Below are 19207 nucleotides of genomic sequence, written 5' to 3' on the forward strand. Positions count from 1 at the left end.
CGAACCGGCCAGGCACCACAACGGCGCTACGAAGGGTCTCGACGCAGCGCGGCGATCGTCTGGTTCAGCACGTTGACATCGTCGCCAGACCGGTGCTGCGAGCGCATCATGGTGTCGCAGACGAACATCGGCGGCTTCGCCACCAACAGGTCGAGCATGTCCCGCAACCGCGTCCGTTGAACGGGCAGCAGCCGCCGTTGAGCGGGTTTCCCGGCGGTGGGGTGAGGGGCCAGCGCACGAGCCAGTCCACTCAGGACACCGAGCTCCCGGCTCAGCTCGGCGATCTCGTCGTAGTTCACCGGTAGCCCAACGGCCGCGGTCAACGACCCGCTCACCGCGTTCAGGTGTTCTCCGGACCGCACGGCCGTCCTGGCGCGGATGCCCTGGTCGATCGCCTGGATCTCGTTCCGCTGGGCAACCGAGATCTCCGCGGCGAGCGTCATCCAATCCAGGCGCAACCAGAGGTTGTCGAATGGGACCGCAGGCTGTCTCGCGAGCCACCTGGTCAGGATCGGCTCCACGTGCCGTGACCTCGTCGCGCGCAGACCGAGGTGCCGGCACAGCCGCACCGCCAGGTCCCGGCAGGACTCCGCACCGTCAAACTCGTTCTTTCCCAACGCATCTGCGGCCAGGACCGCGGCCAGCAGCGGGACCGCGTCCAAGGTCGCTTCGTCGGTCTGATGCAGCGCGTTCCGTCCGTGGACCTCCAGCCAGGCTAGCATCGCCGTCCGCAGGCGCTCCTGGTCGTTCTCGCGCACCGCCTCCAGGAGTTCCTGGTGGGTGCCGTCGTCCCCGGTGTACCACGGCGGTGGCGTGATCGGCCTGGGCTCGAACATCCACGACGGCAGGTCGACCGGGACCGTGCGGTTGCCCGGCGCCGTCACCACGACGCTGAGCACGTCGTTCTCCTTGCGCACCTGGTCGACCTCGCACCTGAGGACGTCACCGATCTCCGGCGGTTCCCCGTCGGCGGGGAGGTCGAGCCGCAGCAGCATGTCGGACATGTAGAGCCGCGCGAGGAACCGGACGTTCTTGTCCGTCAAAGGGGTGCAGTCGGACGTGACGACCTCGACCTGAACGGCCGCTCCGGCATGGATGTTGCGCACGCGCTGCTCGTTGACCGCACGCCCCACCAGCGTGACCGTGCCGCTGGGCAGGATTCGCGCAGTCACGTCGCCCTTCACCCCGACGACGTGCTGCTCGATCTCCTCGTTCGCCAGCTCCGTCCAGCCGATGGCGTACCGGGGCAACCACCGCGGCCGGCAGTGGTTCCGGTCCCAGCACAGGACCCCGCGCTGGCCGTTCTCGTCGATCAGGGCAACCGGCCGGAGCAACGTCTCGTTCTGGCCGGGCCCCGCTGCCTCGTTCGGATACCCGAACCGGAGCCTGCCCTCCGCGTCCGCGTGGCACCACAACAGTTCCTGGATGTCCCGCAGTCGGGCCACCGAGCTCTCGAACACGGCCGGCGGCAACCCGGGAACGAGATCGGTCACGCGGCACCGCGCCAGCCGCGCGCCGCGCCGCAGCAACACGTTCTGGCCGTCCAGCATGCCGATCGGCTGCACGGGGACGACCTGACCACGTTCGAGTGGCACGAAATCGCGCTGCAACCGGCGGGAAACGGTGATGGCGTCCCGGGTCCGACCCTCGACCGTCGCCGGCAGCGCGCCCCCGCACAACGCCAGCAGGCGCTCCCGGCCGGGTCGGTCGCTCAGCGCCTCGCGCATCCACCTCGCCCAGCTCCGCTCGGCGAGCCGCACCTCGGTTCCCGGTGCTCCGACGACCTCCAGCTCACCGTCGTTCTCCACGAGGAGAACGACGTCGTGGCGCTCGATCTGCGGCCTGTCCCCTGCCAGGGCGAGGCAGTTCGTGTCGTCCAGCCACACCGTTCCCGCCGGCGGTGCGGCGCCGGGGTCGAGCGCGTGGTCCAGGTGCCAGCACCCCTGTCCCAGCCGCACGGTCCCGGTCTCGGCGTTGACGTCGGCGACGGGCAACAGGGCCCGCTTGCCCAAGGCCGCCCGCAGGCCGGGACGCCAGCCGCGCAGCTCGACGGACGCGATCTCGGTGGCGCTCGCGACCTTGGCCGAGAGGATCAGCCGGTCGCCCGGTGCAAGGTGCTCCCAGGCGAAGCCCTCGAGCGGCACCCTGCTGTTCCCCACCCGCGTGGTCAGCATGCCCTCGACCAGGTGCACGAGCCTGCCGGGTGCCTGCTCCACCCACACGCCGTCGAATTGACGGGAGACGCCGGCGACGGGAACCATCATGTCCGTGCCGCGGCGGGTGAGGTGCTGGATGAACCCCGCGGCGGGGTAGCCGAACGACACGAGCTCGTCCTGGCGGTGCCGCAACGTCCAGCCGCGCGAGAAGAACGCGGGCTCCTCGGTGAGCCTGGCCGGCAGGGGCAGCTGTGTCACCGGCTGCACGACCTGGTCCGGCTGGGCCGGGTCGCGGTGGGTCGTCGTCGTGTCATGGTAGGTCCAGCCGAGCTTGTTCACCCGCCGCCGGACGGCATCGGCTCCACCATCCAGGTAGGACAGCTGGGACAGCCGGATGCTTCTCCTGGCATCGTTGCCGAGCTCGTGCACCACGGCGGCGCCAGTGCTGTCGAACGACACCGTGCCGGCGAGCACCTCGTTCTCCGCCAGCGCCGCCTTCGGACCACCGCCGTCGGCGGGCCGGATCCACGCGATCTTCGGATGAGCGGAGGTGATCAGCCGTCGCTCGGACGAGGTGGCACCGTTCTGCGCGGCCGCGACCGGCAGGACCACCGACGGCAGCCCGGCCACCGAGTAGGCGCCTCTGGCAACCGCCTGCGCGAAGGTGTCGTTCTTCGAGACGGCGCTGTTCATCGGGAGCAGGACGACGGGCCGTCCCGCCGCCGGGAGGTAGGCGCTGTCACCGACCAGCGCCGTCCGCACCGCGACGTGACCGTTCTCGAACGAGAGCCGCACCACCGATCCCGACGGCAGGTCCACGGCGCCAGCGATCTCGTCGGGCCTCAGCCGGAACACGACGTTCGGCTCGACCTCGAACTCGATCCTCAGCCCGTCCTCCCGGCTGCGCTGCCGGGAGACCGTGGCCAGACAAGGCGCGTCGGCGTTGCGCAGCATGCTGATCAGGGCCTTGGGCCGACGGGCCAGCGCGTCCCGGATCTTGCCCTGTGCCGTCGTGCCCCTGATCGAGTCCAGCTTGACGAGGTACACGGATCCGCGGAGGTGCCGGTGCGGTGATCTGCTCTGCAGTTCGGCGCGGTAGATGTCGGACAGCAGCTCGGACCGTGCCGAGAAGTCCCGCTTCTTCACGCTCGCGGTGAGCTGCCTTCCCCTCGACTCGCCCAGCACGTGACCGAGTTCGAGCGAGAGGGCCACGTCGTTGGTCATCGCGTGGATGCCGGCCGCGGTCATGAACACCCGGCTGCCCTCCGGGAGCTGATCCGGCCGGAGGAAGTCGAACAGGACCTCCGACCCGCCACAGGCGACGAAGCTGTCCGAGTCCAGGCTGATCAAAGCGAACATGGCGTTCTTCTGATCCTGGCGGGCGCCGTTCGCCTCACGCCACGCGTCCACGATCAGCTTTTTGGTCCTGTCGCTGATGCGCGCGCGATGCATGCGCACCGTCGTCGACTCCTGGTGGCGCTGGCCCTGGCGCCATCGCTGGGGGTCCCTGGTGTGCAGGCGCACGATCCGCAACTGCTCGCCGCCTGCCTCCGGCTCGACCTCCGCGAGGTGAACGGTGCCCTGCCTGGCCTCGTTGTAGATCCACGAGTGCCAGCCCCACTCCAGGTGCTGCGCGGAGATGTCCATCCGGTACCGCCCGGACCTGGACACCTTGACCTCGACCTCGGACACGACGTCGCCGTGGAACAGCACGCTCGACCGGGCGGTCAGCCGGGCACCGTCGATCGTGAGGTCGCCATCGGCGACCTGCACGACCTTGCCGTAGCCCCATTCGAACCGGTGAACCACGGCACCGCTCGAACTGGTCCTGCGGTCCACGTAGCGCAGCAACGTCCGCAGCTCGCTGCGGACACCGAGCACCAGGCCCTGCCGTTCGAACTCGGTCACGAACCGCTCGAGCGGTACCGGCGGCACATCGCGATAGCTGGCCCGCTGGTCGCCCTCCTCACCGACCAGGACCACCCAGGCGGGCGCGTCGTACTTGAAGTCCACCCACGGGCGCTCCCCCTCTCGAAGCGGGACCCTCGACACCGGCTGGTGGCCGACCGGCACCTGCCACGACTCCTTGAGCCGGACCGCGCTGCCCTCCACCGACGCGTTCAGGGGTGGCCGGGGACCAGCGAGGTACTTGCGGTAGCCGGCGAGCGGATCCGCGTCGGCCGGACGTTGCTGCTCACGCCTGCCCCTGGCCTCGTCCAAGGTGAATAGACGCTGGATCTCCACGAGACCTGCGTCGAACCGCGTGATGCGGACCGTGACACCGGTAGCCCGCGCGTTCCTGGTCGGGTTGAGCTGCCGCGTCTCACCCGCGAGCAGCGCGGGACGGCCGTTGACCTGGGCGACGACGACGACCCGCTGGCACTCGCCCTCGAAGGTGCGCGTGGGTTCGACCACTCCGCCGTGCAGTTCGAAGCGGGCCTGGCCCGCGCGCCACCCGCTGAGGTGCTCGACCTCGGCGCCGGCCTCGGCTGGCACGAGGTGCACGACCGGTTCCGTCCTCGACTGCAGGAGCATCGTGGGACGGCCACGCCACGGGATGATGCCGAGCGGCAGCGTCCTGTTGTCCGGTGTGGATTCGTCCCGGAATTCCCACAAGGCACGCACCCGCACGAAACGGGTCGTCGCGGTGAACACCCAGCCGTTGTTGGTGAGCACGGCCGACACGAGCGAGCCGACCTTCACCGGCGGATGTTCGAAAGCGGTGTGCGGCACGTCCGCGGCGAAGATCGCGTCCTGGGCCTCGAAGCACACGGCGTACTGGTCGAGCCCATCGTCCTGCCGCTCCCGGGGGACAGATATGACGAGGCCCTTCATGGTCCTGGCGCGCACCAGGAAGTCCTCGGCCACCGTGTGGTCGTTCGAGTTCACGCCCCTCAGGAACTCCCTGCCGGATAACGGAACGATCTCGCCGGTGGTCCTGCGCGCACGCCTCAGCCCGATGTTCGTCACCACGACGACCCGCCCACGGACCAGGCCGTCCTGGCGCCAGTCCTGCGTGATGGGCTCGCAGGTCAGCGACTCCGCCTCCACGTCGACGGGAAGGCCTTCCTCGGTGTAGCCGCGCACCACCCCGTGCAACGCGCCAACGGCGGTCGCACGCAGCCGCAACCTGTCGCGTTCCTCCAGATCGACGATCCTCCGGAACTCCCCGACGGTCCGGCGCGGCCTGAGCTCGTGCGTCTGCGCCTTGTCGCCGACGACCTGACCGGACCGCTGCTCGTGGTCCTCCCACGTCCGCACCGTGAACCACGTACCGCGGTTGGCCGCGCCCAGGAGTCCGTTGACCACGACACGCGGCATGTCCGCGGTGTCCGACTCGGCGACCCACGAGCCGTCCGGGCGGCGTTCCGCCCAGTACTGGTCGCCCGCGGTGAAGTGGTTGCGCCAACGTGCGTTGCGCGTGCAGACCAGCCGGCCGCTCGCCGGATCGGGCACCAACCGGAGCCTCGGGCGCCCGTCGAAGAGGTCCACCGCGGCGTGCACCACGAGACCAAGCGGCCCGTGCTCAGCCACCGCCTCGCGCAGTGTTGCCTCGTCGTCGCGGGACCAGGCGGCGAACGGGATGACGAACGCCCTGCCCGGCTTGGTGCAGCAACGAACGGCCGCCTCGTGGAGCAGGTCGTCGACGAGCACCAACCGCACCGGCTGGTCGGCCGTCGCGTCGATCGCGTCCGTGGCAAGCAGTTCGGGCATGCCCCAGTCGACCGGCAGCCAGATGGTCCCGTCCCACCGGGCGACCGTGTGCACCACGCCGTGGTCCCACTCGGTGAACGACCGCAGCACGTCGGGATCCCAGCGCTGGAGCGCCGCGGTGCCCGCCCGGTTGACGTCCCAGGGAGTGCTGTCCGCGACGTGACCCGCGGACAGGGTGACGCGCAACCTCCAGTGACCGTCGGCGCCGCGGTCGGCGGTCACCTCGGCGCTCCGCACGTCGCCAGTCCTCGCCTCGCCGTCCAGCCGGGTCAGCCGACCGTCCACCCGGAACGGCGGGTGCATCGCCTTCACCAGGGGAACGGCGACCTGGTCGCCGACCTCCAGCGGCTGGTCACCGGTCCAGGTGGTGTGCACCGGTTCGCGGAGTCCGCAGTTGACCCACACCGACGTGCCGTCCACGCCGGAGACGACCCCGTACACGGGGGCCCTGCTGCCGGTGAGCCTGCGAACGACCTCGCCGTTGGGCACGGTGTGCGGATCGAGCAGCCCCTTCGGCTTCTTTGGCGCGCGGACAGCGTAGAACTGCGCCGAGTCGTGCACCCGGTCGACCGCGACCCCGACCAGTCTGCGGGCGTCGACGTTCTCCTTCTGCTGCCCGATGCTGAGCGGGACGTTGCGCACCACCAGTTCCCTGGCTCGGTGGGCGTCCAGCCAGAGGTCGGGAATGGCGTCGCTGACTCGCCTCCGGTCGGCGCCTTCGGCGTTGATGTCCCTGGTCGACACGACGAACGTCTGCAGCAGCCGGTCCAGCAATGCGTCGAGCTTCTGCTGGTTGACGACGATCCACGGCGACTGCCCGAAGTTCCGCACCGCCTTGACCGAAGCGCGGTGGTAGATCCCGCGGAGAAGGCGCATGCGCAGCACCTGGGTGAGCTGTTCCGGCAGCACGCTCCCGGTCGACAGGTGGTCGAACAGCATCCACCTGTCGGTCGGCGTGCCCAGGCCGAACTCCAGCTCGATGTCGATCACTTCCTCAAGCACCCTGCGCTGCGTGTCCTCGCCTCTCAGTCGGCAGGCGAGGAGGTCGATCATGCGCATGCGCGCGACCCTGGAGAGCTCCCTCACCTCCTTGACCGAAGCGTGTGCCTGCCGCCATTCCTCCGCCCACGCCTCCACCTCCGGCCAGTTCTGGGCTTCGGGGTCCCCGAACACGGCCAGCAGCCGCTCGGTGGTGAGCGCCCGCAGCACGGCAGGCGCCTTGTGGCGCAAGGCGGAACCGGACATCCCGAGCCACTCGGGGGCACCGGCCCAGCTCGTCGCGACGGCATGCCACACGCTCTGGACCTCTTCCGGCGTGGAACTCTCATGCCACGAGCGCAGCTCGGCGCGGGCCATCGCCTCGCTGCCGAGGTACGCCCGCAACACGGCAGCCGGCCTCGACGCAGGACCCACTCTCGTCCTGTTGAGCGCGAGACAGTGGTCCATCGCCCACTCGGCCAGCGTTTTGCCGCCGGCTTCTCCCACCGGTGCCCGCCACCGACCCACCAGGGAGTCGGTGTCGCCGGGCACAGCTCCCGACATCGCGTCGATCACCCAGTTGACCAGCACCGCGGCCGCGGGAACGCCACGCAGCAACGCCTCCTGCCTGGCCAGCTGTTCCGGCTTCTCCTCCGGCGCCGCGAAGTCGACGAACCACTTCGGTTCCACCGCCCGGTAGCTGCCCCGGCCGGCTAGGTCGCTGGCGCTCTTGGCGTGCACGGCGAGCGCGGCGAGCGGTGCGGCCATCGACGGCGGGTTGTCGCTCTCGTTCCTGTGCAGCAGGTTGGTCAGGTACTGCTTGTGCGGCAGGTCCAGCATCACGTCGGCACCGTGCAAGACGAGCGCGACGAGCCGGTCACGTGCCGTGGCAGGAAGCTCCGACGTTCGCAGCAACCGCAGCGCCACAATCACCGATGTGAACAGGCGCAGCAGCACCAGGCCGTCTTTGCCGCGCGGGAACCACGGCGTTCCCGGCGGTGCACCCGACGGCGTGCGGCGGTTCAGCCAGGGCGACAGGGTCAGCACGGCGAACCTGGTCAGCAGGCGCAACCTGCCGGAGTTGACCTGGATGTCGGGCGACGCGGCACGGCTGTACCCGCGCAGCCCGCCGAGGTCCTCCAGCTCCCGGCGCCACGCCCGGAGTGAGGCCACGGATGCGCTCACGCCCACCTTGCCGCTGACCGGGTGGTGTTCCGGGATCCAGCACTCGGCGATCAGCTCGGCCGCCCCCAGGTGGTCGATCTCCACCACCAGTTCCCACAACACCGCGTGCCACAGCACCGACGAGACGGCCTGCGCCGGGCCGCTCTCGATGCCGAGCCGTTCCACCGCCTCCGCGACGCGTTGCCGAGGCCAGGCACCGGCGCGCAGCCCGCGCAGGACCTCCAGCGCGACGATCTCGTGCTTGATCGCGGCCGTGGCGTCCGCTGCCGGTGCGTCGGGTCCCGGCGAACCCGGCGACCCGAACACCAGGCGTGCCTTGGCCGACAACAGGTCTGGTTCGTACGGCAGCACGCCCACGTCGGGCGCGGAGAGCCTGCCGAGCAGCTCGCCCAGGCCCAGCAACAAGTCTCCGGTGAAGGCGATGATGCCGACCGCCAGTACGAACGCCCGCCGACCGAACCTGCCGTCGACCGCCCTGCGCACCAGGCCGCGAAGTTCGTCGCGGGAGCAGAAGGCGTCCACGGAGTTCGGTGCCTGCCGCAGCGCCGGCAACGCGGCGGACAACAGCAGGATCTCCGCCGTGAACTCCTCAGTGTCGAGGTACGGCCGGTCCGACGGAGCCTGTGCCGACCGGCCGAGGCAGGCCCCGGCCGCTGTCGCGAGGTGGGCCACCACGTCCTCGCCGGGAGAACGGGTGAAGAGCGCCTCGATGGCCTGGCCACCCGCCACCCGGATCGTGCGGTCGACGGCTTCGAGGGCGTGCTCGACCTCGCGTCTGGCGGCCGCCGCCACCTCCGGCCGTTGTTCTCCGGACCTGGCGTCGCCCGCGCCGAGACCCGCTTCGATCACGGGCAGGAGCGCGTACCGCCTGATCGCCGGCTGGAGGGTGGCGAGCTCCTCGAACGAGGCGATCTGGAGCGGTAGCTCCGCGGCTGTTGAACGCAGGCAGTCGAGGATGTCCAGAAAGACGTGGGTGGTGTGGGGGTCGGCCCCGATCCTGGAACAGAAGTACCAGTCCTCAATCACGGTGCGTTCCTTCCTCTCTCATCGCCACGTACCGCAACACCCGGCGGAACTTCTCGACGTCCTCGGCCCGCACGGGCTCCAGCTCGGCCTCCTGGCCGAGCACCCCGGCCAGATGGCTCGGCAGGTGCCGCAGCAACTCCAGGGTGGCGAGATCGACGGGCGCCGAAGCGATCGCCGCCCAAAGCCCCTCCGTCCGCCACGTTCGCAACGGCACCTCGACCGGTGCGAGCTCGACGGCAGTGTTCGCCCGCCGCGCGGACACCACCACGTCCCAGCCGAGACCCGGCAGCTCCGCCGTCGTGACCGAGGCGTTCTCGGTCTTCTTCACCAGCTCCTTGACGGCCTCCGAAGCGTTACCCGCCGACCAACGCCTGGCGGTCTCGACCTTCTTCGCCCGCAGGTGCGCGAGGCACATTGCGTCGCCGAACCAGGTCTCGCGCGGCCCCGGCACCGTGTCGCACGGGACGTCGCCGCCCGTGGCTTCGAGCCACACGTCAAGGTCGTCGTCGTACCTAGCGGCGACCTTCGCGGCCGCTGCCCACGCGGGCCCCGAGCCGAGCACGGCGCACGCCCGCAGCAACGGCCGATACCACTGCGGAGCGAGATCCCTTACCGCGCAGAGCAAGCCCACGGCGGCAGGTGCTTCCACTCCGGACAGTTCCACGGGCCCGCCTGAAAGCCAGGGGATGCGCTGGAGTCCTCGCGAGTTCGCCTGTCGCCCCACGTGTTCCACGACCTCGTCCAGCGGGGGAAGCACACCCGGTCCATCGGCGACTCCCACACGGTTGCGCGCGTAGCAGGACCAGGTGTCGCCGGACCGTCCGAGCGCGTCCGCCGTCTGCCGGCCGGCCAGCAACGCGTCAACGGGCGTGCCCGCGACCACCTGCACGACGACGTCCACCTGCGGCGCGGTCTGCTGGAGGCGGCTGACCCACGCCTGGACAGCGTTGTCGGCGACGCCGTCGACCTGTACCTCGCCCGAGCACACCTGGGAGAGGACGACCGCAGGCCGCTCGCCGTCCTCCGTCTTGAGCAGAACCGACAGGTCAGCCGGAATCTGCTCATGCGCCACAAGATGCCGCCACCAACGCCGTGGAGTCAGACCAAGGCCGCCGTCGCTCTGAACCAGGTCTTCGACCTCCGACAGCTCCCCGACCAGGTCCGCGTCGCCGAAGTCCGCGAGCACCGCCCGGATCCGCCCGCGGTCTAGCCCCCACGCGACGTCGAGGTGGATTCGAGCTGGAGGTTCACCGTCCGTAGTGGTGTATGCGACAAGTCCGTACTTCTTGCGTTCGGGAGGCTCGGAATGCCTGCCCAGATGTGTCTCGCGCGGTCCCCGCGGCGTCCAAGCTTTGAGCACTGTCGGCGTCGGGAAACTCTCCGGACGACGTTCAGCCAACTCGATGACCTCATCGACGAGTCTGGCCGAATCCGGCATGCACACGAAGGACGGGTCCTGCTTCTCAAGCCACTCGATCAGCAGTTCGGAGAATTCGCCTCCGCCTTTAGCATTGTTGTACTTGGCCGCTTCACCCTCGGTGCACGCCCAGAGAGTCGTCTGTTCCACTCCCAGTTTCCGCTCTTTGCCGACAGGAATGACAGAAACCAGGTCTTCCAATCCCTGGGTAACCCACAAACGACAGGTGTCCACCAAGAAAAACTGCTTCCGAAACCCGTACACCGAATCACTGGATAAGGCCGCCTTCAGTTCCTCTAAGGAGATGTTCTTCAGCTTGCCCGGAAAGGCAGAAGAGAGAGCGAGCCTTGTTCCAGCCAACTCATAGCCGTGACCGCACCAATAAACCCACAGCACGTCTCTCTCCCCCTGTGGAAACGCGCTGATGGCTTCCTCGAGGTCGGCATCCGTCTTCGGCACAGCCGTAACAGCCAGATCCGTGTCCAACAGGTCCTGCATCGGCGAGAGCAGGAGCTTGATGTTCTGCGGTGGAACTTCACAGCTGCGCAGCCACTTCGCGAACTTGATCGCGTCGTGGTCCAGTCCCGGGCGATCCGCTCCATCCCACCTCGGATACTCTGCGACACCTACTACCAGGGCGTAAACGTTCTGCGGTCCGGTGGTCACGGCTCTGTCCCGCCGTCGATCACCCCGGCCAGCGAGTCGTAGAACTTGTTGTTGTCGAAGTAGGCGCTATGGGCGGTGGGCATGCCCTCCTCGTTGTCGACCTCGACGTCCACGGCCCAGCCCGGGAAGATCGGCGCCGCCAGGTAGGACAGCACATCCTTGCGGTCGTAGTAGTTGAACCACGGCGGCAGGCCGGCAGGCAGGTCGGCCCCCACCGCTAGACCTGGCAGGGCGTCCAGCTCGAACAGCAGCGGTCCTTGCGAACCGACGGTCACCAGCGTTCGCACCGCGGGCAGCGAGCCAATGAGCATGAGGTCGAGGCTCGCGACGCCGCCCAGGCTGTGGCCGACCAGCACCACGTCGTCGTCCGCCGCCTCGACCACGCCGGCGATCGCCGCGCGCAGGTCGTCACCGCGGGTCAGGTAGCGGACGATGTCGCCCATCGCCGGCTGCGAGCCGTCGGTAAACGGGACGCGCCACCGTTCCAGCGCCCAGCCGCCCAGCCGCTTTGCCACTCTGGCGCCGAAGTCAGCGACGTCGTCCCAGACGCCCAGCTGGCCGCCGCCTAGACCGTGCTGCACCAGTTCGACGAACCTTTTTCTGGTGTCGCCGTGCAACGGCAGGACGGCGTGCTCGCGCAGGAGCACCTCCCGGCAGGTCGCCGCGACGATCGCTCTCGCGAGCGTGGTGCGCACCTTTTCCTGACCGGCCGGCTCGAGGGCCTGGCGAATCGCCTGGCTCACGACCGGTGACTCGCGAATCTGGCGCATGGCCGCGACGAAGGGCAGTTCCAGATCACGTGCGGCGAGTTCGGCGGCGAGATCGCCGGTTCCGGGCAGCTCCGCCAACTGGTCACGCAGAACCTCAGCGAATCCGCGAACGCCGGGCAGCGGCGGGGCCGTCGTTCGCCGCGTCGCGGTGACCGCTGCCAGAAAACGGAGGTCGTGCAACGGGTCGGCGTCCAAAACCGCCCACTTCGCCGCCTTCAGGTCTTCCGTGAAGTCCAGCCCCGCGGGAGCAAAGGACGCCTTGCCGTCGTAATCGGGAATGCTGGCACCGCCGAACGCGAGGCTCGTTCCGAGGAACTCTCCCCAGCCGCACGGCATGACCACGAGCTGCGCCATCCGCTTGCGCATCCGCTCCTGGAAGATCTCGAACATGCGCGAATAGCGGTCTTCACGAACGCCAGTTCCATGAACGAAAACAACCGTGGTCATGCATGCGTCCGATCTACTCCGAAACTGCGCCAATTCTCTGGGGTTAATCAGCACGGCACCACTCTGCGTTACCGGCATACGAAGCAACGCCGAAGGTTCACCCAATCGGCGTAACAAGTCGATCTGGTGTGAAAATTAGGCGCTCTCCCGCCGGACGATTCGCTCCGATGCCCGCGGCATTGCCTCTCTGACAGCCGCGAGCCGGACCATGGTCGGGATTCCTGTTCCCGAGTCTGTAACCCACTCGTCGGTCCGCGCGATGAGAGGACCGCGAGCGGAGGACGGCTGATGACGAAGGAGGGACTCGGTCTGGCTGCAGGCACAGCGACGTTGCTGCTGGCAGCCGGTTTCCCTGTACGTGATGCTTAAGCCTGGTGCTGACATCGTGGGCGCGCCTTCGTCGAACGGTCAGCAGACATCCAACTCAGCACTGGCTTCTCCTCGTTCCGAGGCCGAAGAGGTCGCCGAAGCGTTACGTCGGCTTGTCGACACGCCGGACTCAGTGATCGCCGCGTCCAGCCGCGGCGAGGTCCAGGACAAGGCTCGCGTCGCGGTGCCCTGTACCCCGCCGTACCGGGCCGACCTGGCGGGAATTCCCCACCGCCCAAGCCCAGGGCATCATCGCGGCGGACTTCCTCCACATCGACACCGCACTCGGCGAACGCCTCTACGCATTTGCGTTCCTCGAACACCGCACCCGGCACCTTCACATCACTGGCGCCACCGCCCACCCAACCCAGGAATGGGCGACGCAACAGGCCAGAAACCTCGCCTCCGACCTCGGACACCGGATGGAGTCCCTGCGCTTCCTGCTCCGCGATCGCGACGGCAAGTACGACAAAGGCGTTCGACGCCGTCTTCCAGGCCGACGATCTCCGCGTGGTCACGAGCGCGCCGCAGGCACCGCGGATGAACGCCCACTGCGAACGGGTCATCGGCACCATCGACGCGAACTCCTCGACCACATCCTGATCCTGGGAGAAGCCCACGCACGACAAGTCCTCAAGACCTACGAAACCTGTGGAGTGCCAAAACACGGCCGAGCGACCTGACCTGCGCATCAGGCTGCGGCGGGTTCGTCCCGTTGACCAAGCAGTCGAGGACTCTCCGACGACGTAGGGACTTGTGACCTGGCTCTACGGTCCGCGTGCCCGAATCCCGGTCGCCACCTCGATGTGATCGATGACGGCTGAAGTCAGGAATCCAAAGGAATCAGCCTTTCATCAAACTCATGCGGACGTGCATGCCGGACGCACGCCCCCATCGCTCGCCAGGCTCATGGGGCGTCAAACTTATTGTATGTCGCGGGACCGCCAAGAGTTGAATAACGGCGACTGGCCCTCTATACTAGGTTCGAGCTATCCAATAGCGCGTGAACACACAAACCGCGCAAGCTTGCTACCTGCGCGAGCTCAAGTCCCCCTCGGACACGGAATTACCCCACGGAAGCAATTATGTCGTGGGGTAATTGCTTTTATGTGGGCATACGCGGAATAACTGTTCCCCACTCCAGCGCTAATGCCGGCTGCGTCGCCGGTAGGGCTCGCGCGGACTTTCGGCCGCTCGGCCGTAGCCCTAATCTCAGGTTAGTGCCTACGCAGGTGATTTCTAGTTGTAAATCGTGGAGTTGTGCTGTCAGATCGGACTCCGGATTGTGCCCGCGCTCAGTGATCAGTCTTGGGAGCGTCCTAAGCACGACGTCCTCGCGGACGTAGGTGTTGGACGGCGCATCCGGAGGCCGGGCCGAAGCGCTGTTGAAGCCGTGGCGGCACCGGTAGGCAGGTCGGCCGTGCACCCAGTGGGCATCCATCCTCCTGCCACACACCCCACACACGACCAGACCAGCCAACGCATATCTGCGTTTCCCACCGTCTTTGGTCTGTCTCGGTGCCCTGATCCGGTGAACCGCCACGAAGGTCTCATCATCGACCAGAGGCTCGTGCGAGAGCTTCTCCGACACTTCCCAGGCCGTGACCGAGTTCCGCACCACCCGGCCCGCGGCACGACCACCCAGCCGGCCTGCAGGCCCCCTCCCCCGCGTGCCATGCCGATTCCACACCTGCCTGCCCGTGTAACGCGGGTTCTCGAGAATCGCCGCAACCGCCGACACCATCCACCTCCCACCCTGCCGATGCGCGTTACGGCTCGGATCCGCACTCGACGGACACGGCACACCACGGTCGTTCAGCTCACGCGCGATCGACGCTAGCGCACGACCACCCACACGTTCGCGGAACATCCACCGCACCCACGGCGCAGTGATCGGATCAGGCGCCAGCACCTGCAACCGCCTCCCCCACCCACTGTGCCGAGCATTCGGATGTGGACCACCGTCGACCAGCGGTAACCGTAGGGCGGACGGCCTCCGAGGAACCGGCCCTGCTGACTGTTTTGCACCCGCATCGCGGCGAGCACGCGCTGCCGGGCGCGGGCCACCTCCCGCTGAGCCGGCGCACCGAGCAAGACCATCAACGCCTGGTGAACCGGGCTGTCCAGTTCGACCGGGCCACCGGCTTCGGGTAACCACACCGCGACACCCAGCTCGTTCAACCGCGAGACCACCTCACGGAACTGGTCGCCGTGAAACGCCCGCTCGTACTCGCCAATGACAACCGCATCGAACACACGGTCCGACCTGGACGCTGCGGCGAGCAACTCAGACGCTTCGGGACGGTCCCACCACGACCAGCGACGTGACCGCCCCACGTCGAAGAACTCCACGACCACCGAGCCGACACCGTCGATCAACTCGTCGGAGACCGCCCGCTGCCACGCCCGAGAAGTCTGCGGATCCTGGAACTCACTCGTCGACATCCGGCCATAGAACGCGAACCGAACGCCCGCCTCGGGCACCGGCGTTGGCACTGGTCGGTGGTTTGCCACCGCAGCCAGCAGTTCCACGTTCGTCAGTGCGCTCATCATCTGCTCCCTCAGGTCAGAGCCGAGACCGCAATGCCGAAGTCGCGTGACGACACACGGCTCACGTCCACCCGAACAGCGCAGTCCGCCACTTCCCAGCAGCCGATCCGCCGCCGGGTTGATCGAGGCATCTCGGCATCGGGGCGCTCTGCGCACAGCCCGCGCGATTCCAGAGCGACTACTGGCACCACACGGTCGAGGCGACCCGCCCCGATCTCGTCGTCCCGATCCACTGGCACGACTTCGGACGGTCGCTCCACAAGAAGGCTGCGCCCGATGCCGCGGGTGCTTCTAGCAGCCGTTCGAAACGATCATCCCGTTCGGCTGAGCGGCGGTGGTTTCGGCCCTGGCCGTTCGTTTGCTCGGTGTTTCGGCGGGTAGCCAAGCCGCGTGAGCACAGACGAACTCCCTCTGCCCGACTACGACCAGCTCGCTCTGGGAGACCTGAGGCACCGGATCCGCTCGCTCACCGAGGAGGATCTTCGTGCGGTCCTCGGTCACGAGCGCGAGCACGGCAACCGCCAACCGGTGCTGCAGCTGCTCGAGGCACGACTGGATGAGCTCACCGACGGCGCCACTCGACGGGCGTCGATCAGCGCGGCGCGCCCGGTGCCAGGCAAACGCCGACCGAGCCTTCCGCGTCTCCCGCGCACTCGCCCGACGACCACACGCCGCTGCGACACGGCGTCTACGGACAGACTCCGGCACGCGGACGCGACTGACGACTGCCGCTACCGACAACGTGCACTTGAGCCGATGGACTCAGCCATGCCTTCGACACCTTGCCCCGACCGCGGTTCGGTCGTCACCTACCTCAATCCGGATGCGCTGCATCCTGCCGCCGTCCTCAGTGGCGTGGTTCTCGGGCGCACGTGACCGATCCGGAGACCTCTCATCTGTGGGTGCCGGTGATGTTGCCCGACAGCACCGTTTTGGTGCTGGACACCGTGCACATCATGCAGGTCGAGCCACCGGCCCGCCCCCGTCGAGGGCCGGAGCCCGCTACCTGACAGACCGTTGGAACAGGACGTAGAGGTAAGCCAGCGAGGGAACCAGGATCAGTGCGCCCGCGCCCAGCGCGACGAGCAGGGCGACGAGGGTGGTGTGGCCGGTCGCGGCCTGGTCGACGGTCAAGGAAGGCAACAACACGTACGGGTACTGCCCCACCGCCCAGCCGATCAGAATCGCGGTGACGGCGAGAGCCGAGGCGATCCTAGCGACGGTGTAGCGGCGCACCAGCAGCAGGGCGAGCGCACCGAGCCCGGTGATGATGGACAACACCACGACCGGCAGGCCGCGCCCGATCAGCCCGTCGAACAACAGCGGTGCGTCGGCGTGGAGCACCGCGATCCCCGCCAGACCGACCGCTCCCGTCACGGCCGCCGTCACCAAGGCGCGCAAGCGGAATGCGTCGGCCAGGTCGTGCTCGCCGTCGCGGCGGGCGTCGCCGCACAGGAACACCGCCGCCAGGTAGGCACAGACCAGCACGGCGAGTGTGCCGCCCAGCAGCGAGGTGGGATTGGCCCAGCTGGCCAGCACGTCACCCGCCGCGATGCCGGGCGGCACCCGGCCGGAGGCCACGCCTCCGACGACGGCGCCGAGGAAGAACGGAGTCAGCAGCGAGGACAACGCGAACGCCGCGCCGAAGAACCGGCGCATCCCCGGCGTGCTGACGCTCTTGCGGTAGGCGAAGGCCGCACCGCGGGCGATCATGCCGAACCCGGCCAGCGTGAGCGGGATGTACAGGGTCGTGACCGCCGCGGCGAACGCGCCGGAGAACCCGGTCCACAGCACCACCAGCACGAAGATCAGCCAGACGTGGTTGGCCTCCCAGACCGGGCCGATCGAGCGCTCGATCCGGTCGCGCACCCGGTGGCCGCGTTCGGTGCCGCCGGCCAGCAGGTCCCAGACCCCGCCGCCGAAGTCGGCACCGCCGAACAACGCGTAGGCGATCAGCCCAGCGAACGCCGCTCCCAGCACGGTTTCCGCGAGCGTCACGGCCGCTCCTGCGGGGCCGGTGTGTCCTCGTGCCGAGCCAGCCTGCGCAGGACCACCACCGTGAACGCGGTCAGCACGGTGTAGACCCCCACCACCGCCACGAGGCCCCAGCCGAGACCTGGCGCCGGGCTCACGGCGTCGGCAGTGCGCAGGATGCCGTAGACGACCCAGGGCTGCCTGCCGACCTCGTTGGTGATCCACCCCGCTTCCATCGCGATGACCGCCGCGACGCCCGACGCCGCGACAGCCCGCAGGAACCACGCGGTGTCCGGCAGCCGCCGCCGTCGCCACCACACCAGGCCGTACCAAGCGACGAGCACCAGCAGCGCGAGGCCGATGCCGACCATGGCGTTGTAGGCGAGGTGCACGACGTTGACCGGCGGTCGTTCGTCGGCCGGCACCTCCTCCAGGCCCGGCACCACGCCGTCCGGATCGTGGTGGATCAGCAACGACAGCGCGTACGGGATCTCCACGGCGTAGTGCAGTTCGTCGTCGCGGTAGACGCCGCCGATCGACAACCCGGCGCCGGAAGTCGTCTCGTACTGGCCTTCCATCGCCGCGAGCTTGGCGGGCTGGTTGTCGGCGACCACGTTGGCGATCCAGTCACCCACACCGATCTGCACCGGTGTGGCGATCGCCGCGACGGTCAGCGGGATGAGCAACCCGGCCCGGTGGTACCGGTCGCGCCGGCCGCGCAACATCCCCACCGCGTACACCGAGGCGATCAGGAACCCGGTCACCATGAACGCCGCCAGCCACATGTGCACGAACTGCGCCCACGTCGACGGGCCGAACATCGCCGCCCACGGCCGCGCGTCCACGACGTCGCCCTGCTCGTCCAGCCGGAACCCGGTGGGGTTGTTCATCCAGGCGTTGGCGGACACCACGCAGAACGCACCCACGACGCCTGCGGCCACCATGGGCAGAGCGCTGAGCATGTGCGCTCGCGGCGACAACCGGTTCCAGCCGAACAGGTACACGCCGACGAAGATCGCTTCCACGAAGAACGCGAACCCCTCCAGCACGAACGGGAAGCCGAACACCTCGCCGAAGCGGCCCATCAGCCCGGGCCAGAGGATCCCCATCTCGAACGACAGCAGCGTGCCCGAGACCGCACCGGCCGCGAACAGCACGCCCATCGCCTTGGCCCACTTGTGCGCCAAGGCCGTCAGCGCTTCGTCACCGCGCCGGTGGCCGCGCCACTCGGTGAACACGACGATCGCCGGGAACGCGATGCCGAAGCAGGCGAACACGATGTGCCAGCCCAGCGACAGCGCCATCTGCATGCGCGCCGGGTACAGGTTTCCGCTCGCGTCGGCCAGGAACTCCAGCACGCCCCTCCTCGGATCACCCTTTGACCCGTGCGGCATACCCGCCGTCGCAGTTCTCAACCTCGCTGCGCCGAAGCCATATTCGAGCGAACACCGGGTACTCAGCGCCATCGCGTCTCGCGCGACAAGGGTGGTGCACCATGTTGAGGATCCGTGTCACCGGTACGTCTGCGGCGAAGACCGAGCTGGAGGTGACCGGGTTGCTGGACGTGACCGGTTCGGCCGCGCTGCTCGCGAAACTGGACCGGTTGATCGACGAGGGCCGGCACCACCTCGTCGTCGACGTCTCCGGCGTCACCTTTTGCGACTCCACCGGGATCAGCGCGCTGGTCCGCGGCCGCGCCAGGGCCGTCGAGATGACCGGTTCCCTGCGACTGACCTCACCCAGTCCGGAAGTTCAAAAAGTCCTGGGCCTCACCGGCCTCACGCGCATGTTCGAGAACTGAGCCGCTGCGGCGTGGCCTAGTTCCCTCGGCCGGAGGTGACCAGGACCGCCCACACCGTCTTCCGGTGTTCGATCTCGTCCGCGACGCAGCCCCACGTCTTCGCGAGCTGTGCGACCATCCGCAGACCTTTCCTCGTCCGGACGGGGTCTAGTCC

At 68.5% G+C, this 19207-nt stretch carries 8 protein-coding genes; 1 reads left to right on the forward strand and 7 read right to left on the reverse strand.

Features of this window, described 5'->3' with window-relative positions:
- Positions 1-26: 26 nt before the first annotated feature.
- The 7 genes from C8D87_RS44625 to C8D87_RS44660 all read right to left on the reverse strand — a co-directional run bounded on the left by C8D87_RS44625 (position 27) and on the right by C8D87_RS44660 (position 18610).
- Positions 27-9059, reverse strand: a complete 9033-nt coding sequence (locus tag C8D87_RS44625) for a hypothetical protein (protein WP_112232721.1) — start codon at positions 9057-9059, stop codon at positions 27-29.
- Complete coding sequence (locus C8D87_RS45535; RefSeq protein ID WP_146772109.1) at positions 9052-11142, reverse strand: caspase family protein; 2091 nt, start codon at positions 11140-11142, stop codon at positions 9052-9054. The genes C8D87_RS44625 and C8D87_RS45535 overlap by 8 nt, the downstream gene beginning before the upstream one ends.
- The gene (locus tag C8D87_RS44635; RefSeq protein ID WP_146772110.1) at positions 11139-12413 is read right to left on the reverse strand and encodes a lipase family protein; all 1275 of its coding nucleotides are present in this window, start codon (positions 12411-12413) and stop codon (positions 11139-11141) included. Before C8D87_RS44635 ends, C8D87_RS45535 begins: the two co-directional genes overlap by 4 nt.
- 1420 nt (positions 12414-13833) lie before the next feature.
- Positions 13834-14598 carry a recombinase family protein gene (locus C8D87_RS48440; protein WP_233442586.1) on the reverse strand — a complete coding sequence of 255 codons (765 nt, stop codon included), beginning with the start codon at positions 14596-14598 and terminating at the stop codon, positions 13834-13836.
- Entirely contained in the window at positions 14565-15281 is a 717-nt protein-coding gene (locus C8D87_RS48445; protein ID WP_411711555.1) for a recombinase family protein, read from the reverse strand. Before C8D87_RS48445 ends, C8D87_RS48440 begins: the two co-directional genes overlap by 34 nt.
- A 999-nt stretch (positions 15282-16280) precedes the next feature.
- The gene (locus tag C8D87_RS44655) at positions 16281-17276 is read right to left on the reverse strand and encodes a cytochrome d ubiquinol oxidase subunit II (protein WP_112232727.1); all 996 of its coding nucleotides are present in this window, start codon (positions 17274-17276) and stop codon (positions 16281-16283) included.
- Positions 17273-18610, reverse strand: coding sequence for a cytochrome ubiquinol oxidase subunit I (locus tag C8D87_RS44660; RefSeq protein ID WP_233442588.1), 1338 nt, complete (start codon positions 18608-18610; stop codon positions 17273-17275). Before C8D87_RS44660 ends, C8D87_RS44655 begins: the two co-directional genes overlap by 4 nt.
- A 137-nt stretch (positions 18611-18747) precedes the next feature.
- Between C8D87_RS44660 and C8D87_RS44665 the strand changes: the two genes are divergently transcribed.
- Complete coding sequence (locus C8D87_RS44665; RefSeq protein WP_112232731.1) at positions 18748-19053, forward strand: STAS domain-containing protein; 306 nt, start codon at positions 18748-18750, stop codon at positions 19051-19053.
- Positions 19054-19207: the final 154 nt, after the last annotated feature.

It is taken from the genome of Lentzea atacamensis, from assembly GCF_003269295.1.
GTDB classification, from domain to species: Bacteria; Actinomycetota; Actinomycetes; order Mycobacteriales; family Pseudonocardiaceae; genus Lentzea; species Lentzea atacamensis.

Bases quoted from the DNA above. Each gene is read 5' to 3' on its own strand.
- C8D87_RS48440 (WP_233442586.1), bottom strand. From the start codon at position 14,598: ATGTTCCGCGAACGTGTGGGTGGTCGTGCGCTAGCGTCGATCGCGCGT.
- C8D87_RS48445 (WP_411711555.1), bottom strand. From the start codon at position 15,281: ATGATGAGCGCACTGACGAACGTGGAACTGCTGGCTGCGGTGGCAAAC.
- C8D87_RS44665 (WP_112232731.1), top strand. From the start codon at position 18,748: ATGTTGAGGATCCGTGTCACCGGTACGTCTGCGGCGAAGACCGAGCTG.